This is a genomic window from Sphaerisporangium sp. NPDC088356 (assembly GCF_040685555.1).
In the GTDB taxonomy this organism is placed as follows: Bacteria; Actinomycetota; Actinomycetes; order Streptosporangiales; family Streptosporangiaceae; genus Sphaerisporangium.
The window spans coordinates 1-21,372 of sequence record NZ_JBFBIK010000096.1 but is presented as its reverse complement, the minus strand read 5'-3'; the positions used below and the strand labels follow the sequence as shown (position 1 = coordinate 21,372).

The 21,372-nt window shown below is 72.5% G+C and carries 17 protein-coding genes; 3 read left to right on the top strand and 14 right to left on the bottom strand.

All coding sequences use genetic code 11. From position 1 onward, the window contains the following. Positions 1-30 precede the first annotated feature (30 nt). The 11 genes from AB0O34_RS27670 to mycP form a co-directional block, all read right to left on the bottom strand. Positions 31-630: a hypothetical protein gene (locus AB0O34_RS27670; protein ID WP_363920199.1), complete on the bottom strand. Its 600-nt coding sequence runs from the start codon at positions 628-630 to the stop codon at positions 31-33. A 79-nt stretch (positions 631-709) separates the two neighbouring features. Further along, on the bottom strand, positions 710-1,297 hold the full coding sequence (locus AB0O34_RS27665) for a hypothetical protein (RefSeq protein ID WP_363920197.1): 588 nt from the start codon (positions 1,295-1,297) through the stop codon (positions 710-712). 87 nt (positions 1,298-1,384) lie between these two features. Next, complete coding sequence (locus AB0O34_RS27660) at positions 1,385-1,909, bottom strand: hypothetical protein (protein ID WP_363920195.1); 525 nt, start codon at positions 1,907-1,909, stop codon at positions 1,385-1,387. 30 nt (positions 1,910-1,939) lie between these two features. After that, a complete protein-coding gene (locus AB0O34_RS27655) occupies positions 1,940-10,846 on the bottom strand; it encodes a hypothetical protein (RefSeq protein ID WP_363920193.1) in 8,907 nt (2,968 codons plus the stop codon). 100 nt (positions 10,847-10,946) lie between these two features. Then, the gene (locus tag AB0O34_RS27650) at positions 10,947-11,270 is read right to left on the bottom strand and encodes a hypothetical protein (protein ID WP_363920191.1); all 324 of its coding nucleotides are present in this window, start codon (positions 11,268-11,270) and stop codon (positions 10,947-10,949) included. 5 nt (positions 11,271-11,275) lie between these two features. Then, positions 11,276-11,680, bottom strand: coding sequence for a YbaB/EbfC family nucleoid-associated protein (locus AB0O34_RS27645; protein ID WP_363920189.1), 405 nt, complete (start codon positions 11,678-11,680; stop codon positions 11,276-11,278). Positions 11,681-11,973: 293 nt separating this feature from the next. Further along, positions 11,974-12,363 (bottom strand): hypothetical protein, encoded by a 390-nt coding sequence (locus AB0O34_RS27640; protein ID WP_363920187.1) that lies wholly within the window; start codon positions 12,361-12,363, stop codon positions 11,974-11,976. Beyond that, complete coding sequence (locus AB0O34_RS27635) at positions 12,360-13,280, bottom strand: SseB family protein (protein WP_363920185.1); 921 nt, start codon at positions 13,278-13,280, stop codon at positions 12,360-12,362. Before AB0O34_RS27635 ends, AB0O34_RS27640 begins: the two co-directional genes overlap by 4 nt. 65 nt (positions 13,281-13,345) lie before the next feature. Continuing rightward, on the bottom strand, positions 13,346-13,471 hold the full coding sequence (locus tag AB0O34_RS27630; RefSeq protein ID WP_363920183.1) for a hypothetical protein: 126 nt from the start codon (positions 13,469-13,471) through the stop codon (positions 13,346-13,348). Between the two features lie 31 nt (positions 13,472-13,502). Then, positions 13,503-15,782, bottom strand: coding sequence for a serine/threonine protein kinase (locus AB0O34_RS27625; RefSeq protein WP_363920181.1), 2,280 nt, complete (start codon positions 15,780-15,782; stop codon positions 13,503-13,505). 147 nt (positions 15,783-15,929) lie between these two features. Further along, positions 15,930-17,090 (bottom strand): type VII secretion-associated serine protease mycosin, encoded by a 1,161-nt coding sequence (mycP, locus tag AB0O34_RS27620; RefSeq protein WP_363920179.1) that lies wholly within the window; start codon positions 17,088-17,090, stop codon positions 15,930-15,932. A 200-nt stretch (positions 17,091-17,290) separates the two neighbouring features. Here mycP and AB0O34_RS27615 point away from each other — a divergent pair, with 200 nt between their 5' ends. The 3 genes from AB0O34_RS27615 to era are packed head-to-tail and all read left to right on the top strand — an operon-like array spanning position 17,291 to position 19,225. Beyond that, a complete protein-coding gene (locus AB0O34_RS27615) occupies positions 17,291-17,947 on the top strand; it encodes a hypothetical protein (RefSeq protein WP_363920177.1) in 657 nt (218 codons plus the stop codon). A 9-nt stretch (positions 17,948-17,956) separates the two neighbouring features. After that, a complete protein-coding gene (locus AB0O34_RS27610) occupies positions 17,957-18,295 on the top strand; it encodes a cytidine deaminase (RefSeq protein WP_363920174.1) in 339 nt (112 codons plus the stop codon). A 9-nt stretch (positions 18,296-18,304) separates the two neighbouring features. Further along, on the top strand, positions 18,305-19,225 hold the full coding sequence (gene era, locus AB0O34_RS27605; RefSeq protein WP_363920172.1) for a GTPase Era: 921 nt from the start codon (positions 18,305-18,307) through the stop codon (positions 19,223-19,225). A 26-nt stretch (positions 19,226-19,251) separates the two neighbouring features. On the opposite strand, the gene AB0O34_RS27600 is transcribed toward era, so the two are convergent. Genes AB0O34_RS27600 through AB0O34_RS27590 form a run of 3 tightly spaced genes read right to left on the bottom strand, consistent with a single transcriptional unit; the run spans position 19,252 to position 21,317 of the window. Beyond that, positions 19,252-20,052: an urease accessory protein UreD gene (locus AB0O34_RS27600; RefSeq protein ID WP_363920169.1), complete on the bottom strand. Its 801-nt coding sequence runs from the start codon at positions 20,050-20,052 to the stop codon at positions 19,252-19,254. A gap of 25 nt (positions 20,053-20,077) precedes the next feature. Next, positions 20,078-20,776, bottom strand: coding sequence for an urease accessory protein UreG (gene ureG / locus AB0O34_RS27595; RefSeq protein WP_363920167.1), 699 nt, complete (start codon positions 20,774-20,776; stop codon positions 20,078-20,080). After that, positions 20,766-21,317, bottom strand: a complete 552-nt coding sequence (locus AB0O34_RS27590; protein WP_363920165.1) for an urease accessory UreF family protein — start codon at positions 21,315-21,317, stop codon at positions 20,766-20,768. Before AB0O34_RS27590 ends, ureG begins: the two co-directional genes overlap by 11 nt. Positions 21,318-21,372 lie beyond the last annotated feature (55 nt).

Sequence of the window (21,372 nt, the reverse complement as noted above, 5' to 3'; positions counted from 1 at the left end):
CGCGGAACATGGACAACTCTATGTCGCAGGTCAGGGACGCCGGTCGGCGTGCCTGGCTGTGAAGTGGTCGAGTCTCCGCTGGAAGAAGGCGATGTCGCTCTCCACCGCCTGCCGGGTGAACAGCTCGGGCTCGTCGCGCAGGGCCGCCTCGCCCACGTCCGACCAGAACGCCGTGGCGGGCACCTCCCCGGCGTCCTCGGGGAGGAACTTGGCGACCTCGGCGACCGCGTCCCGGGCGGACTCCCACCCCAGCACCACGCTCTGGTACCGCGCGTCCCCGGGCTCCTCGGAGTAGCGCAGATCGTCGCGCATGGCCCGGCCGGCGTACCCGGCGCCGACCACCCTCCACTGCCCGGCGTCGATCAGCTCCGAGGGCCCGTCCCCGAACCGCAGGTGCTCACGCCTGGCCTGGAACTCGGTCTCGAAGGGCACGAGAACCTCGAACGCGAGCGGCAGGCCGAGGCCGCGCCCGTCGAAGCGCAGCCTCCAGGCGCCCGCGCCCTCGGTCAGCTTCGTGTGGGCCCGGTAGTCGCGTGTCCCGGCGGCGTCTTCCCCCTGCTCGGCGGCCACCGCCGTGAGGTCGACGAACAGGTAGGCCTCCACGATCGTCCTGGCGTGCAGAGGTGACATGGCGCCCCACTCCCTTCGCCGGACCCGTCCGAATGCTCTTCGACGATATCGGCCGGATCGCGCGCCCCCCCGACTTGGGTCAGCGGTCGCCGAACATGCCGGTGAAGTCGTCGATGTTCTGCTGGTAGAAGGCGATGTCGTCCTCCAGCCGGGGTCGGGTGAACCGCTCGGGGTCCGCCGCGCGGACCGCCGCGCCCGGCTCCGTCCAGAAGGCCTCGGGCGGCACCTCGTCCGCTCCCACGGGGAGGAACTTCGCCGCCTCGGCGGCGGCGTCCCGGGCGAACTCCCAGTTCAGGACGACGTCTGTGTAGCTCTCTTCGTCGCCGGGAGCCTCGGCGTAGGAGAGGTCGGCGTTCAGGGCCCGCTGCGCGTACGCCAGGCTGATCGACAGCCACTGGCCCGCGTCGATCAGCTCCGACACTCCCGGCCCGAAGCGCAGGCGGTCGCGCCGTGCCTCGGACTCGGTCTGGTAGGGCACGAGGATCTCGATGAGGTGGCGCCGCCCGGTGTCGGGGCCGTCGAACCGCAGCGTCCACGCCTCCTGGCCTTCGCTCAGCGTCGCCCACCGCATGGCCGAGAAGTCCGCGGGAAGGTCCCCGTCGTCGCCGGCCGCGACGGTGAGGTCGATGTAGAGGTATGCCTCCACGAGCGTTCTCGCGCGGAGCATCGGCGGCGACTCCCTCGTTCGACCGGGCGCGGACGCCCTCGACCATATCGGAACGTCCCGCCGCCCCGGGGGCGGCGAGACGGCCGGCTAGGTCTCGGCGGCGAGCCTGCGGTAGGTGTCCCGGACGATCAGCAGCCGCTCCAGCCGGAACCTCCCCGGCTCGGCCTCGCGCACCTGCTGCCCGCGGTCGGACCAGAAGGCGTCCTCGGGAACCGCCTCCTCACCGGGCGGGATGAACTTCACGACCTCCTCGACAGCGGCCGTCGCGATCGACAGCGCCCGCCGGGCCGCGTCCGCGTCCCCGGCCGGCACGTCGCCGGCGGTCAGGTCGGCCACCCAGAGCCACTCCCCGGCGTCCAGCAACTCCGACGGCTCCGGCCCGCCGAACGTGGGGAACCCCGACGGAGCACTCCCGCGCCTGGGCAGGCCGAACAGGAACTCGCGCTCCGCGCCGCACCCCTCGCACTGCCCGGAGTAGCAGGCCGACAGCTCGCCGTCGACGTCCACGATCCCGTTCTCCCAGGTGGTGTCGGCCGAGCCGCACTCCTCGCACGGGTTGAGGTCGAGGTACAGATGCGCCTCGTCCCTGGTCCTGGCCACCGAGAATGGCATCACGTTCCTCCGTTCCTGATGAGGGCGACCTTACGGCCCGCCCGCCCCGCCGAGGCCGGTGGCGGCCCCGCCGCCCTGGCCGGTGGAGGGCGAGCCGCCCGTGCCGGCGGCGCCCGCACCGCCTTGGTAGGTCGTGCCGACCGGCGGGGGCTGCCCGTGCATGCCGATGTGGTGGCTCGCCGGCCATGGGGCGGCCGGTTCGCCGACCTGCGCGCCCAGCCCTCGCAGCCGCTCGCGCACCGCCTCGGTGAAGTCGGCGCCCCGCGGGAGCCCGCGCAGGACCTCGCGCAGGTCCACCTGGAGCGTCTCCACCGGGGGCAGCAGCCGGGTGGGCAGCGAGGCGATCGCCGCGGCGAAGGCGCCGTCGTCCGCGCTGTGGAGAGCGCCGGCCGGAGTGGCCCGATACCGGTGGTAGGCGCCGTCGGCCTCCCGCACGTACAGGTTGACGTCGGCCCCCAGTTGCCGCGCCAGCAGCCGTCCGCCGGTGATGGCCGACAGGGGGGACGTCGCGGCGTCCGTCGAGGTGAGCATGACCGGTTGCCGCTGGTCGCCGGGCGTTCCCGCGCGCAGGACCGAGGCCATCGCCGGGTAGGGATCGGCCGGGTCGAAGGCGGGATCCTGACCGGCGGCGGCGAGCAGATCGGGCAGCGCGACGCGCCTCGGCCATCCGATGCGCCGGCCGTCCGGCGAGGCGGGCGCGGCCGGGGCGGGGGCGTCGAGCCGGGCCAGCATCTCGGACAGGTGGCGCTGGGGCATGCTGAGGTCCGCCGACCCCGTCGCGGTCACGGTGAAGGTCTTGACGATCTTCTCGTTCCCGTGGCGGTCTCGGGTCACCAGTTCGACGGTGGCGTCCCAGTCGACCCGCGTGCCCACCGTGCCGCCCTCACCCATGTAGGAGGCGGTTTCCTCCTTGCGGACGCCGTCGCTCATCCCCGCGCTCGTCGAGGCGTGCTCACCGTAGGCGTAGTCGGTGTTCAGCGCCCCCTCTCCGGCGATGGGGACGTCCGGCCCGGTGTCCCAGCCCACCGGCAGCAGGTGGCTCGTGCTCCTGTTGACGTTCCGCATCTCCTGGTGCCGCGTGGCCTGGCCGTGCTCCACGTCCGGGCGTCCGCTGACGATGACACGCGGCTCGGTCACCCTGGCCGCCAGGGTGACCCTCACCTGCTGGTCCGGGTGGCCCGGCCTGGGCAGGCGGACGGTCGCCTCCCCGCCGGGCCGCGCGATGTGGGGGAACCTCGCGCTCAGCTTCTTGTGCGACAACTGCTGCTTGAGGCGGGTTCCGAGCTTCCGCATCTCCTCCGCGGTGAGCAGGCCTTGCTGGGTGATGGAGTCGCCGAGGGCCTTCTCCAGGTCGCCGGTGTCCAGCCCTTCCACCTGGAACCTCGGGGGCATCGTGAGCGCCCGTGGGTCCGGCGCCACCGCCACCACGGCGGGGGCCCCCGCCGGGCCGACCAGGCCGTTCGGCACGAGCCATTCGCCGTCCGCGGTGAGAACGATGGGCGTGAGGGGTCCGGGCGGCACGGGGTTGGCCACACGATTGACCCCGCCTTCGACCGGTCCCGCGAAGGTGCCCGACCACTCCATCTGGACGGTGAGCCGGAAATTCCTGCCGATGATGTGCATTCCGGCGTACGTGGCCATGCGGTCGAGCTCGGTCTGCTGGTCGCCATGGGACACCGAGCGGCCGTGGTTGCGGTCGGTCCCGGTGGCCCCGTCCTCGGAAAGTGCCTCGGTGTTGCCGCCGGTGGTGACCTTGCCGCCACCCGTGACGCCGGCGGAGGCCGACCGCTCGTGCTGGTCGTACCCGTAGGCCTGGCGGATCAGGCCGTCGTCGGGGCGAAAACCGAGCCACCGCGGCACCCCCAGGAGCTCCGTGGTCACCCGCACGGTCAGCTGCTGGGTGAGCTGCGGGCCCACGCGCACGGGGAAGGACAGCTCGAACCCGGCGGGCGAGAAGATCTCGTCGTTGTTCGCCTGCCACTTGTCGGCCGCGAAGACGGCCGACAGGCCCGGCCCGAGCGCCGGGTCCGCGGCGAGGCTGCCTGGTGCGTGGGCTTCGAGCGCCTTGCGCATCTCGTCGAGCAACTCGACCACCTCGCCGTCGCGGGTCAGCAGGACCCGCCCGGTCTTGGTCTGGCCGCCGCCCCTGAGCAGGGGCTCGGGCACCGAGACCTCCGGTTCCAGGCGCGCGAGGTCCCTCGCCTGGCTCAGCGTCCTGGCCAGTTGCCTGCCGGGCTTCTGGCCCGCCCGGTCCGCGAGGTTCGGATCACCGATCAGGGGCCCCAGCCGTTGCAGCATCTCGACGCGCCGCTGCCCATAGGCGAGCCGGGGGATCGGTTCGCCCGCCCGGCGGGCGCTGTTCAGATCGTCCAGGTAGCGGCGGATGAAGGGGACGGCGACACGCCGGTCGAGCCGGAGTTCGCCGTTCAGGAACCGCTCCATCGCGTCGGCGGCCTCGTTCAGCGGCCCAGGCTGCTCGCCGTTGGCGTACAGCATCAGCGCGCGGCGTTCTGACTGCCTGTACAGGGCCGTGCCGTCGACGTCGATCGTCACCGGCTCGCTGCCCCTGCCGCGCTCCTGGACGGTGATCTCGAAGCGGACGGGCGCGGTGTGCAGCCGCTCGACGCCCTGCTTGACGTGGAGGCGCTCGTCGCCGTAGATCGACAGGTCCGTCTCCGGCGACCCGCTGTTCCCGGACGCGGAGGCGTCGAGGCCACCTGAGGCGTTCGGCGCGCCCTGCTGGTGCACGCCGGCCCCGGCGGAAGCGCCGGTCGCCACGTTGCTCCCGGTGCTGTGGGTCGTGCCGTCGCTGCCCATCCCGAAGAGGATGTCGAGGCTCACGAGGTCGGGGCTGCCGCCGGGCGTGGACGGGCCGGTCACGAACGCGCGGATCGTCACCGTGGCGTGCAGGCGTCCCGGGCCCTGCGGATGCACGGGGATGGCGATGCCGTGGCCGGTGACGAACATCTCGGGGTGAGCCTCCAGGTGCTCGGAGTTGAGGAAGTTCATGACCTCGACGAACGCGGCGGTTCCCGGCCGCATCGACGCGGGGAGCCTCGGCATGACATCCCGCACCATCGGACCGATGTCCAGGCCGAGGAGGCCTCCGCGGCGCATCTCCTCCGGGGTGGCCGCCTGGGCGACCGAGTGGGCGACCGGGGTGGCCGGGGTGGTGTCGGCGGGCAGCATGTCGGAGGGCCAGTAGACGTCCGCCCGTACTTCCTGCGGCGCGATGAGCGGTCGCGTCGAGCCGTTCTCGTTGACGATCGAGACGCGCAGCTCGTACCGCTTGGAGAAGACGGCGAGCGCCGACTTCGCCTCCACGAGCTTCACGTCGTTGGTGGTGTTGCCGAGGGTGCTCTCGGCGCCGTGACTGGTCCCCCTGCTCACCCTGCCGTCGGCGCCGGTGAACATGGCGCCCTGGTCGTGGACCTTCATGTGCATGCCCGTCTTGCCCTCGACCGGCGTGCTCCTGCTCTCCCCGCTCGCCCTGCCGGAGGTGTCGGACCCGATGCCGAGGTCCGCCATCCCCTCCATGGGGGCGAGGCCCAGGTAGCCGGAGCCGGTCTCGGCGAGCTCGACCAGCACCGGGAGATGCCTGGTCTGCCGGTTGATCCCCGAGAGCTCCAGGTGGACCAGCGTGCCTCCCTGGGTGGCCTGGTTGATGCCCGCTTCCTGGCGCACGGGGGTGAGCGCCTCGGAGAGCTTCCTCATGTTGGCCTCCTGGGAGGCGCGCGTCAGGGGATCCCGGGTCAGCGACGGGTCGGGCTTGCCCGCGGCGTTCAGCGGGGGCAGGTAGTCGTCGTCCAGCGCGCGCAGCGCGTTCTCCGTGAGCCTCAGAGACTCGGGCAGCCCGGTCATCTCCTCGATCAGGCCCGGTCCGACGCCCCGCAGCTTGCCGGGACCGTCGCCGCTCCACACCGGCGGCTCGGGCAGCCGCTTGGGGGGCGCCACCGGGACGATCTCGTCCCGCACCCTCATCGAGCCGTCGGGGTGCGTGAGCGGCCGGCCGGACTCGTCATGGGAGACGGCCGCCGCGTCGACCGGCCACCCCGAGCGGTACGCGTACCACACCGGCGTCCTGAGCAGGGCGTTCACGGTGCCCGGTATCACGCTCGGCGCGCCGAGCTGCCCCGCCCTGTTGATGCGGCGCAGCCGGATCTCCAGCTCGATCTCGGCCTGGTACCCCTGCCCGAACATCGCCCGCTGCACGCTCACCTTGTACGTCGCCGAGGTCGCGGAGGACGTCTCCGATCTCGACCAGCCGTGGCCGGAGCCGAGCGTCGCCTTGGGGACCATGTCCTCGTCCACGAAGGGCATGGTCTCGGCGTCCAGGGCGGCGACACCGGCTGCGACGCCGAAGCCGTTCGAGCGTCCGGACGACTGTGAGACCGACACGTTGGAGGTCTCGATCCGCAACGCCTCCTGGAAGTCCTCGGCGCTGGCGACCCCCACCGGGGTCACGGCCGGGCCGGGCACGCCGGACGCGTCGGTCACCGTCCGGAGCCTGGCGACCACCTCGATCTCCGCCACCGGGCGCGTGCCGTCGGTGATGACTCGCGAGGGCAACCCCACCGGGTTGTTCACGGCCTCGCCGAGCCTGCTCGTCAGGACCTGGGTCAGCACCTGGCGGATGTCGTCGCGCGCCACGCTGCCCACCGTGGCGTGTGATCCCAGCCTGCCGGCGGTCTCGCCGACCAGGGGTTCCAGTCCGCTCATGGCGAGGACCACGTGCCTCGGTAGCCCCTCCCGCCGGGTGAGCCCGTCCGGCAGCCGGATGGTCGACTCCGGCGCGGCCTGGGAGAAGGAGTGCGACAGCACCAGCCGCGGACCCCGCCCCTCTTCGGCGGCGGCGACCCGCTCCACCTGTGGCTTTCTCGCCCTGCCGTCACTGTCGCCCGGCGTGCGGACCTGCACTTCGTACTCGGCGTCGTCCACCGTGTAGATCAGCGACTCGCCTCGGTTGTCGGTCACGCCGCCGGCGCCGCCGACCGCGTGCTTCTGGGAACCGCCGCTCGTCGACTCGTGCCGGCCGTTGGAGAGGTTGACCTCAAGGACGCCGTGCTCGCCCAGCCACCTGAACGGCATGGTCCAGTTGTTCTGCGGCAGGCCCATCAGCAGCGGCCTGACCAGGCGCATCACGTTGGGCCCGTACGACTGGGAGAACCTGTGGGCGGAGGAGGTCCCGAGCGACGGACCGCCCTGGGCCAGCCGGGCCCGGATGAACTCCGACGGCCGGTGGTCGGGGTCGAGCACTTCGAGCAGGCTGCCGATCCGCAGCTTGACGCGCAGCTCTCCGGGATGGGCGTCGCCCACCCGGATCGTCAGGCCGTCCTCGGAGACCACCTGGTCGAAGTCGGAGACCAGGAGGTTCTCCAGCCTGACGCGGCTGAAGCTGTGGTCGATGCCCTTCGCGGCGAGCATGGCGTTGACGGTGTCGGTCAGCTTGGCCATGTTGGGCAGGTCGCCGTCCGGCGCGGCGGAGGGTATGGCGGCGGGCGGTGGCAGGGCCTCCGCGAGCGCCTCTTGGTAGGTCTTGCCGGCCGACTCCGCCGCGCGCCTCGCGTTCTCGACCTCGCCCGCCAGGGGAGCGACCAGGTTCGGATCCCGCTCCGCCTCCAGCCGTTCCATGGCGGTCGCCAGGGTCTCGTACGCGGCGCGCGCCTCCCGGGCGCGGTCCCGTGCCCTCTCGTACGCCTCGGCCATCCGCGTCTGCCGGCGCTCCTGGTCCCTGGCGATGTCGGCTTCGGCGACGGCCCTGCGCCGCCGTTCCCCCGAGGCCTGGTCCCTTTGCCTGGCCGCCTTGTCCCGCTTCTTCCCGGCCTCGCGGCCTTTCTCCCTGGCCTTCTCCGCGCTGTCCAGCTTGGCCGTGCGGCGTTCGCCGAGGGCCGTCGCCGCCTCCGCCATGGAACGGCCGAGCGCTCGCACCCGTACGAGGTCCGGCGACGCGGGCGGGCCCGTGCTCCACGGGACGGCGGGCGGCACGTGCCCGCGCCTCTCGATGTCCCGCGCCGCCGCGTCGGCCTCCCGCTGGTGACGTTGCCGCTCGTCGGGCGTCCCGGCCTGCTCCCACTCGCGCGTGAGATGGGCGACCTCGTTCATCCGGGCCGACACGCACGCGTCGGTGCCCTCCACGCGGCCGTGGAAGGGGTTGACCGCCGCGAGCTTGCCCCGGACGAACCCCTGTGGCGCGCGGGCGTCGACCTCCGCCCTCCGTTGCAGCGCGTCGGTGATCTCGTGCAACAGCACCCGCGCGACCTGGTCGGGATGGATGCCGGGCGCCAGCCGCACCTGATGCGGCCGGTCGACGGTCCCGGCGCGCACCTTCGTCCGCGCCATCAGCCGGCGACCCCACAGCCTCCCTGCGCGAAGCCTCCCCACCTTGCCGACCGAGACGTCGAAGTGGTGGACGTTCCCGTCGTCGGTCATGACCCAGTAGGCCGAGCCGTCGGGCAGCACGCCCAGGCCGCTCACGCCCACGCCGTGCGCGAAGTCCGAGCTTCGCAGGTCGGCGATGGCGGCGGGGACCTCGCCGATCGTCAGCTTCGGCATGCCCGGCGGGCGGGCGTCCGGCCGGAAGTCGCTGCCCTCGATCTCCTCGGCCGTCACCGTGCCCGCGCGTGCCGACCGCCTTCCGACGTTGGGCCGCCTCGACCCGCCGTCAGCGGAGCCGTGCGGCCGTGAAGGGCCCGGACCCGCGTTGTCCGGCGTGGAACGGCCCGGACCGGTGTCGTGCCCCGCGGGCCGCGCCGGGGCGGGGTGGGCGCGGGGAGAGCTGTTGTCCCTGGCGGCGGTGCCTCTGGCGGGGACGGCCCGTGCCGGGCTCGCGTTCGCCGCGTTGCCGGGCACGTTCGCGTATGCGGCTACGGGGGCGGTGTTCGTGTGCGCGATGGTGTCCGGGGTGCCGCTGAGCGCCGCGCTTATGGAGATGGTCGCGGGCCCGGCCGTCTGACTCGTGGCCTGCGTCACGGTCACTCCCGGAGCCGCCGCCTGCGCCTGCGCCGCCGCTGTCTGGGGCGTCGCCTGCACCTGGGCGGCGGGCTGGCTCTGGGGTGCGGCCTGCGCCTGCGGCGCGGTGTTGGCCTGCGGCGCGGTGTTGGCCTGGGGCCCGGCGTGGGTCTGGGCGGCGGGCTGTGTCTGAGCCGCCGGTTGAGTTTGAGCCGTGGTCTGGGCTTGCGGCCCGGTCTGGGTCTGAGGCCCGGTTTGGGTCTGGGGCCCGGTTTGGGTCTCGGAGGTGGCCGGTGTCTGGGGTGCGGGCGTCGCGTGTGCCGGGGGAGCGGCTTGCGCGGTCTGCGCGTTCGTGCCGTTCGGGGAGGTGACGTCGGTGGTGCCCAGCGGGCCGGTGCTCTGGGCGGTGGCGGGGCTCGAAGGGGTGTGGGGTGCCGCCGTGGAGCCCGAAGGGGTGGCGGGCGCGGCGGTGGTGTGGGTAGTGGGGGCCGACTGGGTGTGCGGTGCGGTGTTCGCGGTGGTCTGGCCGTTCGCCGGGTTCCCCGAGAGGGCCTGCGCGCCCGTCCCGTGCGGGCCGGTGGTCTGTGGGGCCGTGCCCTGCGGGACGCCGGCCTGGGAGCCGGTCCCCTGCGGGCCGGTGGTCTGTGGGGCCGTTCCGGCATGCGTGCCCGCCGGGCCGGATGGCGAGGGGCCGGTGCCGTCACCGGACATGGACCCGCCGCCGTCCGGGGGCGCGGCGGGTGGCGCGTACCCGGCGTTGGCCAACCGGGAGAGGTCGGTGAGGTCGCTGGCCACGTCGGCGGTCTGAAGGCTCGATAGGGGATGCGATGCGGCCTGGGTGACGGCCGGGTTGAAGGGGCTGATCGTGTTGGTGCGGCCCGCGCCCCCCATGAAGGCTCCGCCCACGGATTCCAGCGTGAACGACTGCTTGAGGGCCTGCCGGGGGTTCTCCCCGTTGACCAGCATCTGAGCCGCGGCGCTGCCGAAGGGGGAGGCGGCCATGTTGTTGAGGCCGGTTTGCATCGCCCGGCCCGGGAAGCGGGCGAAGGCGTTGGCGAAGCCGGGGGCCGTCCCGCCGGCGTTGTTCAGGGCCCTGAGAAGCGGCACCCTGTCGCTGAACCTGGACAGCGGGCCCGCGAGCTTCGTGCCCACCACCGCACCGGTCCCCGCGCCCACCGCCGAGGCCTGGGTCTTCTTCCAGTCCCAGCTCTTGCGCGATCCCAGATCCCTCTGCTCTTGCTGGGTCCGGTAGTCGATGTAGACCTCTTCGCCGATCTCCTCGATGAGCTCCCTGCCGAGGTGGCTGCCGAGGATCGTACGGACGAGGCTCGCGCCGCCGGCCTGGGTCAGGCCGTTCGTGGCGGCCAGCCTGGTCACCATGCCGGCGCCGAACTCGCGCCCGGCGGCCACGGTGAGCCTCTGGAGGATCCGGGCCATGGCCGCGCGCGCCGACGCCGCGATGGGGCCGACCATCGGCGTGGTCGCGCCGGCGGTGAAGAACGCGCTGACCAGGGCGATGAACGCGGCGGTGACCGCGATCCAGAAGGCCACGTTGATCGAGATCTTGGAGTACTGGGTCTCCCGCGCGAAGTTGTCCGCCTGCAGGGCCTTGTAGAGGTTCTCGACCCCGAGCGCGTTGAGTCCGGAGTCCTGGGAGAGGAGCCGGTCGGCGTCGCTCAGGAACATGGGCGTGGCGGGCACGTCCCATCCGTCCAGGACCGTCTTGATGGCCGTGACGATCGGGTCCGTGGAGCCGCAGAGGCCGACGCCCAGCTCCTCGTGTTCCTTGGCGATCGCCCACATGCGGGTCTCGCTGCCCTCGGGCCAGTTCTGCCCGGAGGCGAGCAGGGAGATCAGCGTGTTGGCCCAGGCGGGCAGGTCCTCGCCCCACGCGGGCTCGACGTCGGTGGTGGAGCTGCCGCCCCCGACGATGGACGACTGCCCCGCGGGAGTGTTCGGGTTGACGTTGACGCCAGTGCTCTGAGCCACGTCACCCCGATCTCTTCGTCCGCTGGGCGGGCGCCGGGTGGGCGGCGCCCTCGCGGCCGGCGCCCCTGGCCGGCCTCATCTTCGTGTTGTCCGAACCCGGTCAGATGCTCTTGATCGTCGCGGCGTTCCCGTGGTCGGTGTCGTCGGTCCTCGTGACGGCCGTGCGCACCTTCCCGTCCAGGTCGCCGAGGTCCTTGATGATGCCGTCACCCTTGCGGACCATGTCATCGGTGCCGCCCGTCCGTTCGTACGCGGCCTGGAAGGCGCTGCCCGCGGAGTCGCGTCCCCATGGCGACGCCGCGACCAGCCGCTGGAGCCGCGCCGCGCGCTCCTTCCACAGCGTGGTCAGGTCGGTCGTCGTGGTACTCAGCTTGGATATGCCGAGGTGCGCCGGGCTCTTGTGGATGTCGACGTGGTCAGGCACGTGGATCACCTCTCTCCGAGCATCTGCGAGGCCATCTGGTCGAGCACGCGCTGGAGGTCCCCGTCCAGATGCGCCCTCATCTGCTCGCCGGGGATCAGCGGCTCGAAGAGTTCGACGATCTTTTCTCGCGCCTTGCCGGCCGCCCGCTGGACGGTCTCGGTGATGGAGTCGGCCAGCTCGCGGGAGTCCGGCCGCCGGTAGATACGGGGGTCGATATCGAGCCTGATGAGGTCCCCGCGCGGGCCGACGGTCGCGGAGATCAGTCCGTCGCGCGACGTCTCCGTCACCTGGATCGCCCGCGCCCTGTCGTGCATCGCCGGCGCTTCTTCCTGCAACCGCATGAAGTTGGCCCGCAGTTCGTCTGCATAGGCCTGAAGGGCCGCCGCGTCCGCCCCGCCGAACGGCTCCATGCCACCTCCCCCGAGCACCTGTCCGCATGGATCGGGATGCTTAACGGCTGCGTAAGCCCAACCTGACTACAGGGCAACAGTCCGCTGGCGGGTAATTGTGACATTTTCGAACGTCGTTCGGCAAGCATTGTTATCTGATGCCGCCACATCAAGAGATTTGTCCGGATCGGTGGAATTCAAGCTGATAATTGCCTTTACCAGCGGATTCGCGCGTACGGCGAAAGGCGTGGCACCCCGCCGGGCCGCGAGAAAACGAGGCCATCGTCGCCTGCGGCGGACGCGGGCAACCGGCGCTAAAAGTCCAGAGGGACGGCGTGCTCGCGGAGTCCCGTCACCTCGCCGCGGAGGACCCAGGCCTGGTAGACGCCGCGCTCGACGCGCGCGAAGCCCAGCTCCCGAGCCACCGGCATCCTGCCTCCGGTGTACTCGACCAGAAGCTCGCCGTCGCGTTCGTCGCGCACCAGGCACGGGACGCCGCGCCACTCGCCGACGGTCGCGACGAACACGACGGCCTCGCACTCCTCCGCGGGAACCGGCCGCACGAAGCGGCCGGGTGCGAGCTCCTCGAAGCCCTCGGCCGGCGCGGTGCCGCGCAGCCGAATCCACACCCGGTCGGCCCGGGGGTCGGGGCTCGCCTCGTACTCCGCACCCTGCCAGCGGGCGCGGTACGAGCACCACCTCATCGCGGCTCCGCCGGGGCGGGCTCGCCGGGGGGCAGGACGTGCACCAGCATCCACCGTTCGAGGTCGCCGTCGTAGACGGCACGGCGGCGCTCGACCCCGAAGGTGGTCAGCTCCACGATCTCGGCCCCGTGCGGCAGCCCGACGCCGTCGATCTTGTACTCGCGGATCACCTGGCCGGCGTTCGGCACAAGCCCCATGCCGGCGAACGGAGGCTCCTCGATCACCCAGCCGGCCACCGCCGCCATGGTCTCCTCGTCGGTGCCGCCGTACGGGGTGCGGTAGAGGTTGAGCCCGGCGGCGTGCCATCGCAGGATGTTCACGGACCCGTCGTCGGTGACCAGGCCTTCCTGGCCGCGCTGGCCCAGCGCGTCCGCCAGCACGGACGGGGTCGCGATGTGCGCGACGTCCAGGGCGTGGTGGCAGTAGCCGGAGACCCGTGACTCCCCTTCGGTGATGAAGGCGTACAGGTCGGCGGGCCCGAGCAGTTTCTGCACCACCGGTGTGCCCGAGTCCGGCTCGGCGAGGCGATCCTCGGCCAGCGACGGCACCGCAAGCCTCGCCACCGTGCCGGATTCGAGGAGGAAGTTCACCGGGAGACCGGGATTGACCGCCAGCCCCCAGCGCGTGTCGGGCCAGCCGGCGGCCAGCTCGGGCAGCGAGATGACCCGGTAGTGCCGGGTGACGTCGCCGAGCACGGCCCACATCGCCTCCTGCGAGGTGTAGGCCACCATCCAGGTGCGCTCACCATCCGGCGTGATCGGCCAGGCGGCCGCCTCCTGACCGGCGGCGGCGGCCGGGCTGATGGGGAGCGCGAGATCGGCCGCCCGCAGCAGCCCGAGGCAGACGGTCAGACGGCCTGCCGCGAACGCCGTGCCGAGGCTCTCCTCGAACGCCCCCGCCGGCTCCCATTCCCGCACGGCGACCACTCTAGATCGTCAGCGGACGGCCGCGGTGGCGGAGGTCCAGGCGGACGGGACGGCCGTCAGAGTAGATCACGGCCGAACGACTCGGCCTCGTCGAGCCGGGCCGACTGCGTGGCGAGCGCCTCCAGCACCGCGTCGACCTCACGGTCACCGGTCGTGGAGAACGGCTCGCCACTCGTCGTCATCCGGTCGTCGTCCCTCTACTGGGCGTGGTGGCTATCCGCAGTTGGCGAACGGCACGCTGGTGGATCCCGCTCCCGCGCTGCCGGAGAACTTCACGCACTTGCCCTTGGCCTGGGCGATCACCGGGCCCGCGTAGTACTGGAAGGACCCGCCGTCGCTCATGGGGCTCGAACCCTGCACTTCGAGGGTGGCGGAGACGGGACTGGCCTTGCCGATGGAGGTCGTCTTCATCGTCACCACGCAGTTGGATCCCGTGGCGGCGCTGTACAGCTGGTAGGTGACCCCGCCGCTGAACGCGCTCGAACGCTGGACGTAGAAGCCCGTGCCCTTGCCCGCCGTGTCGCAGACCTTCTGCGGCGTGTAGGGGTTGGAGGCCTGGGTCTTGGGCGGCGCGGTGCTCGGCCTGACCACGGGCGTCCAGGGCTTGGGGGCGACCGTCCTGGTCACGGTCGGCTTGGGCGTGGCCGTCCTGGTGACCGTCGGCCTGGGGATCGGGGGCGGCGTCGCCGATCTGGTCGGCGCCGCCGTGGCGCTCGGGGAGGGGCTGTGCGACTCGCTCGGTGACGACGGGCTCGCCGACGCGCTCGGCGAGGGCTCCGGGGTCGGGGTGCCCGAGGGCGTGGTCTCCGGCGTGGGGCTTCCGTCGCCGGACGGGCCGGGGGTGGGGGAGCCCGAGGGCGTCGTCTCGGCGGACGGCGTGACCACCGGCGTCTGCGTGACGGTGACCGTGGGAGCGGGGCTGGCCGAGGTCGACGAGGTGGGCGCGGCCGTCTGCGTGGGCACCGAGGAGGGGATCGGCGGCGGGGTGAACACCGGCCCGGGGCTGAGGCTGGGCACGCCCGCGGAGGCGGACGGGGTCGTGAGCCGCAACGGGTACACGCCCGTCTCCTGCGGCCCGGGAGAAAGGGCCCAGGGCACGGTGACCTGCGGCCGGGGCGCCGTCGTACCGCCGGTGCCCCCCACGTCGCCGACGTCTCCTGAAGGCGCCGGAATGCCGCTCGCCTGGCCCTCGGCGGCCACACGCCCGATCTGCTGGGTGCTCACGTAGTGCCCGGCGCCCCACAACCCGAGACCGGACAGGCCGACCACGACGCCGACGCCCGCGGCGAGCCCGATGGGGAAGTGGGTGGTCTTCTTGCGAGGCGGGGCAGCGGGCGCGGAGGCCGGACCGGCGGTGATCGGCCGGGCCTGGGGCTCGGCCTCCTCCGACGGCAGCTCGGGCGCGCCCCACAGCTTCGGGGACTCCTGCGGCTGCGGCGGAACCGCCCACACCGGCGCCGGCCCCTCGCCTTCCGGCTGGTGCGGCACGACGACGGCGGGCCGCGCCTGGCCGTCCATCCCGTTCAGGCCCAGCCAGGTCTGCTGGTCCGGGTCGCCCACCGGTACGGGCAGGGCGGGAGCGGGCGGGCCGGACTTCTCCTCGCCGAGCAGCCAGAGCATCGCGCCCTGGGCGGTGGGCCGTTCGACGACCGCCTTGGCAAGGCACGAGGCGACGACGTCACGAAGCGGAAGGGGCAGGGCGCCGAGGTCGGGACGGGCCGTGGCGATCGCCTCGGCGCTGCCGCCGAACAGCTCGCTGCCGGTCGCGGCGTAGGCGATCGTGGTCGCCCACGCGAAGACGTCGGCCGCCGGGCCGGAAGGCTCGCCACGCACCTGCTCGGGGGACAGGTAGCTGGTCTCGCCGAGACCGAAGTCGGCGACGCGCGGCCCGTCGGGGCCGAGCAGGACGTTCTCGGGGGTGAGCCCGCGGTGCGCGAGCCCGGCGAGGTGGATGGCGGTGAGCGCGGTCAGCGTGCCGATGGCGGTCCGCTCCAGGACGTCACCGGTCAAAGGCCCGTCGGCCTCGACCACCTCGCGCAGGGAACGGCCCTCGACGTGCTCGCGCACGATGTAGGCGCGGTCGTCCGTCCAGCCCGCGTCGACGGTCCTGACCGTGTACGCGCTGGAGACCCGCTGGGCGGCGAAGAGGTCGTCGAGGACCCGCGATCGGGCGTCGGCGTCCGCCTCCGGCCACGGGGGCAGCAGCTTGACGGCGAAGAGGCGATCCGGCTCGCTGGAGGCCTGCAGGGCGCCCTGCTCGCCGGGCGGGGCCTCATCGGGCTGCGCGGCGGCCTCGGGCTTTCCGTTTCCGGCGTCCCCGGTGGTCTGTGCCGTCTCGGGTGCCGGCGCCTCGGCGGGGTCCCCCTGACCCGCGACCTGGGCTTCTCCGGAGAGCCGGCCAAGGTAGACAATTCCCCGCGATCCCTGACCTAGGCGCCCAATGAAGGTGTAATTCCCCACCTGCTTGGGGTCTTCCGGCAGCAATGACTGCATTTCCCCTATCGCCTTCCCCTGTGGCTCAAGTGTCGCGAGTCATGAGATCACATAACGGAGCCCCAATTACTATGTTTTGTCACGTCTGCATCACATGTTACGTATTCGTTGATCTCGGCCGCGGTGAAATGGGTAGGGCTTACGCCCTCACTTGCCGGGCACGGCCGTACGACCCGGTTTCCACCCGCGCCTGCGGCCCAGCGGGATCACGAGACCTACGGCCGTGACCAGGGCCGCGACGCACAGGGCGATCACCGCGACACCCACGGAGACGTCGATGGCCCTCTGGTCCGGGGGCGGGGCCTTGCTGATGACGCCGGGGGGCAGCGCTTGCGCCCGGCGGGGCGCGAGGGCGACCACTTCGGAGGGCAGGATCTCGGACACGGCCAGCAGGGGGTTCACGATGCCAGCCCCCGTCCCCGCGCCCGACGCGCCGTCGGCGGTGAGCTCGATGCGCCGCCGTACCCGCACGTTGTCGAGGTCCGGATGGCGGGAGCGCACCAGGGCGGCCACCCCGGCGACGTACGGCGCGGCGTAGCTCGTCCCCTCCAGGTCCTGGCGGTACGCGGCGCCCGGCCACGTGCTGGTGATGGCCGAGCCGGGGGCGAGGACCGAGACGGGGGTGGTCGCGTTGGAGAAGTCGGTGCGCTTGCCGTCGGGCCCGGCCGATCCCACGGACAGCACCCCGGGATAGGCCGCCGGGTACGCGGGCGCGGGGGTGCCGTCCTCCTTCCTGAGGTTCCCGGCGGCGGCCACGATCACGACGTCGCTCGCCAGCGCGTAGTCGACGGCGCTCTTGAGGTCGGGCTGGTCGCTCGTCTGGATGGAGATGTTGATGACCTGGGCGCCGAGGTCGGTGGCCTGCCTGATGCCCTGGGCGAGCAGCGCCACGTCCCCCTTTTCGCTATTCGTCTGCTTTATAGAGATAAGTCGGGCTTTGGGGGCTACGCCGGCGAAGGGAATCGCCTTCATGTCGGCGCCCGCGATGATCCCCGCGACCGCCGTTCCGTGCCCCACGCAGTCCAGCGGCCCGGTTCCGGTCAGGTCGACCGACTTGGCGACCCGCACCTGCGGGTGGCGCGTGTCCACCCCGCTGTCGATCAGCGCCACGGTGACGCCCTCGCCCCGCGTGAGGGGCCAGACCGCGGTGAAGGCGAGCCGCCGCTGCCCCCACGACTCCCCGACCTGGCTGCCGCCGCGCTGGGGCGCGCAGGGCTCGGGAGCGCTCGGGGCCGCCGCGGCGGCCGTGCCGGGACCCGCGGCGAGCCCCAGCGCCAGCACGGCGGCCACCATCCCCCGACCGATCATGCGTCAGCTCCGTCTCTCGCAAGGTGACCGCCGGGCGTACGAGTCGCCGAGCGGACACGACCGAGAAGCCTAGCCAACTCCGCTTTACGGTTCTTTTCGATGTGTCAGTTCGCGGCGAGATTGCGCCTTTTGTTGATCGGGAAGAATTCCCGCAGGTGGGAGCCGGGGATTCCCGCCGGGCGGGATTTCGGGGGAGCACTATGCGCATCACCGGTGTGGTCCTTGCCTTCGCGCTGCTGACCGGGGTGACGGCGGCCTGTGGCCTGCGCGAAGGCGTCTTCGGCGGCTCCGCCCGCAAGCAGGAGCTGTCGCGGGTGCGCGAGGCCCTGGCGCAGGTCGAGGACCCGTCGGTGGACTTCGCCGACCGTGCCGAGGCCGCGTGGCAGCCGCCGTTCGTCCCGGCGAAACGGGCGTGCGGCAGGCTCTTCGAGCTCGCCGAGGGCAAGGCGCCGGATCCGGCCTCCGCGACGGCGGAGTCCACCAGCTTCCGGGGCAACGGCCTGGGCGAGACCGCCGGGGTGGTCCTCGCCGCCTACGATCCCGCCGAGGCCCGGCAGGCCCTGCGCACGGTCGCCGGCCTGATGCGCGACTGCCCCGTCGCCGCCGTGAAGACCGCGGGCGGGGGTGATCGCCTGGTGGGGTCCGCGCTGCCCGTGGGCGACATCGGGGACGGGGTCGAGGCGCGGCGGTTCAAGGGCAGGGTGGGCGGCTATCCGTACGAGATGCACCTGGTCGTGGTGCGGTCCGGCAACATGTTGATCTCCCTGGTGCACACCGGGCTGGCCAAGCTCGACCCCGAACGAACCGAGCGGCTGGCCACCGTCCTCGCCGCCAAGGTGAGCGAGGTCGCCCAGTAGCCTGGCCCCGTGACTGAGACCACCCTCGACCCCGAGGACAGCAAGATCATCACCCTGGCCCGCGCGGCCCGCGCGCGCAACGGGACCGCCGAGGGCGGCGCGGTGCGCGACGAGACCGGGCGCACCTACACCGCGACCAACGTGGACCTGCCCTCGCTCAAGCTGTCCGCCGTGCAGGTCGCGGTCGCGATGGCCGTGTCCAGCGGAGCCGTCTCCCTGGAGGCCGCGGCCCTGGTCAGCGATGGTGAGGAGCCCGGCGAGCACGACCTCGCGGCCGTCCGTGATCTCGGCGAAGCCGTCGTCTTTCTGGCCGCTCCGGACGGCACGGTGAAGGGGCGGTACATCTGATCGGCGACAATGGGTGGCGTGAGTTCCTCAGCCGCTGAGTTCCGTGCCGGATTCGCCTGCTTCGTCGGCAGGCCCAACGTCGGCAAGTCGACGCTGATGAATGCGCTGGTCGGCGCCAAGGTGGCGATCACCTCTTCCAAGCCACAGACGACCCGCCGTGCCATCCGCGGCATCGTCAACAGGCCAGGCGCCCAGCTCGTCATCGTCGACACGCCCGGCCTGCACCGGCCGCGCACGCTGCTCGGCGAGCGTCTCGACAGCCTGGTGCTGTCCACCCTGACCGAGGTCGACGTCATCGGCTTCTGCGTCCCGGCCAACGAGCCGATCGGCAAGGGCGACCGCTTCATCGCCGAGAAGCTCGCGGCCGTCAAGAAGACCCCGGTGGTCGCCGTGGTCACCAAGTGCGACCTCGCCACCCGCGAGCAGATCGCCGCCCAGCTGCTCGCCGTGTCGCAGCTCGCGGATTTCGCCGAGATCATCCCGGTGTCGGCGGAGTCGGGGGAGCAGCTCGACGTGCTCGCCGACCAGCTGGTCGAGCGGCTGCCTGAGTCCCCTCCGCTGTACGCCGGGGGAGAGCTCACCGACGAGCCCGAGCAGGTGCTCGTCGCCGAGCTGATCCGCGAGGCGGCACTCGAAGGGGTGCGGGACGAGCTTCCGCACTCCATCGCCGTGGTGGTCGAGGAGATGACCCTCCGGGAGGGCCGCGACGACCTGCTCGACGTGTACGCCCACATGTTCGTCGAGCGCCCCTCGCAGAAGGCCATCGTGATCGGGCCGAAGGGCGCGCGGCTCAAGGACGTCGGCAGCCGCGCCCGCAAGCAGATCGAGGCCCTGCTGGGCACCCACATCTACCTCGACCTGCGCATCAAGGTCGCCAAGGACTGGCAGCGCGACCCGAAGCAGCTCCGCCGCCTCGGCTTCTACGACTGATCACGGCCAGGCCCTCCGGCCCGGCGTCAGCGCCGCACCTGGGCCTCGCCCCAGGTCAGGCGTTGGCGCAGGGCGGCGGCGTCGGGGGCGAGGGCCGAGACCAGCGTGCCGGGCCCCGCGAGGGGCAGCACGGCACAACCGCCCGCCAGCACCGGCTCCGCCCTGGCCTGCTTCCCCGAGGCGGGCTCGGTTTGCGCGGGTCCGGAGTCGACGATCAGGACGCTGCCGACGCATCGCGCGTCGCCGTACACCGCCGGGCTGCCGTCGACGGCCGGGTCGCCCACGACGAACTCCTGGCGCAGCAGGGGCACGCCCCCGATGGTCGCGTCGAAGCGGGAGTGGCAGGTGCCCGGCCGCTCGCCGTAGCGGCCGAAGACGATCTCCTCCCGCCAGTGCACGGACGCGCCCTCCTCCAGCGTCAGCCGGACGATCACGCGGTGGGCGCAGCCGGCCGCGAGGACGGTGGGCTCGGGCGCGTACCGCAGCGTGGCGCCCGCTCCGACGCGTGCCTCGACGACCGAGACCGACTCGCCCGGCCCTGGGAGCACGAGCGTGCTCGCCACCGAGGCGATCTCCAGGGAGGTGCCCGGGGCCACGTCGATGCGGAGCTCCAGGTGGTCGCCACCGAGCGGTCCCGCCGCGGTCGACACCAGATGGACCGTGCCGGGCCAGGTCTGGCGCAGGGTCAGCGGCGGGTCGGACCTGAGCGTGCCCAGCACGGTACGCCCGCCCACCCGCTCGGTGGAGATGGCCGCCCGCGCGTCGAACGACCTCCTGTTCCGTGACGGCACGCCCGTACCGGGGCCTTCCTGAATCGTGGTGCTCATCTCTTCCTGGGCGCGGCTCGCCGGTTCAGGCGTTGGTCGTCGGGACGGCGGGGCCGTGCGGGTGCTCTCGCGCGTGGGTGAAGGACTCGACCACGCCGTGCACCCACTCGGCGACCGCGTACACCTCCGGCACTTCCCTGATCGAGGTGAACAGGACCGGCTTGCCGTCGCGCACGGCCGCCGCGTCCCTGGACATCACGGTCAGGTCGGCTCCCACGTGCTTGGCCAGGTCGGTCTTGTTGATGATCAGCAGGTCGGCGGTGGTGACGCCCGGACCCCCTTTGCGCGGCACCTTGTCGCCGCCGGAGACGTCCAGCACGAAGATCTGCTGGTCGGCGAGCCCCCTGCTGAAGGTCGCGGTCAGGTTGTCCCCGCCGCTCTCCACGATCACGAGGTCCAGCGGGCCGAAGCGTTCCTCCAGGGTCTCGACCGCGTCGAGGTTGGCCGCGATGTCGTCGCGGATGGCGGTGTGCGGGCAGCAGCCGGTCTGCACGGCGACGATGCGCTCGGGGTCGAGCACCCCGGCCCTGCGCAGGAAGTCGGCGTCCTCGGTGGTGTAGATGTCGTTGGTGACCACGCCCAGGCGGAGTATCGGGCCGAGCGTGCGGCACAGCGCGGCGACCAGCGCGGTCTTGCCACTCCCCACGGGGCCGCCGACGCCGAGGCGCAGCGCCCTTCCGTGCGGGTCGGGGGAGTGGTGACGGTCGTCGTGGTTAGCTGACAAAGAGCCGTACCTCCGTGCGTAGGTGCTGTTCAGCCAGCAGATCGAGAGCGGGAGCGGCATGCGCGGGAAGGTCCTCCCACGCGGTGCGGGCGCGAGCCGTGCGCGCCACGCCTTCCAAGTCGGGCACGAGGCCGGCGAGCACGCGATGCACGACGACAGGGTCGAGCCCGAGTAGCCGGACCGCCGCGGTGGCCGGTCCGGTGATCGAGGTGTACGCGGTGGCGAGCGCCGCGTCGTGGGGTGCGCATCCCGCCGCGGCGGCCACCGCGCCGAGGGCGATCGGGTGATGTGCGCCGTCCGGCACGGCCCGCGCCGGCGCGTCCAGCGCCGTGGACGGCCAGATCCGGCGGCCGGTTCTCAGCAGCAGCCTGCCCTGGGTGCGGCTCGCGCTCCGCTGCGCCGGTGAGGCCGTACGGGCGTCGGCCTCCGCGTCCAGCTCGCGCCACGGGCGCGTGCCGTCCTCGCCGGAGGCGCACAGCTCGCAGGCCGGCGCCGCCGGGGGCCCCGGCCCCCCGCCCGGCAGATAGGAAGACCAAACCACATAACACAACTAACCCCCAAATCTAAGAGGTGTTGGGTTGTTTGTTTGTTAAGTT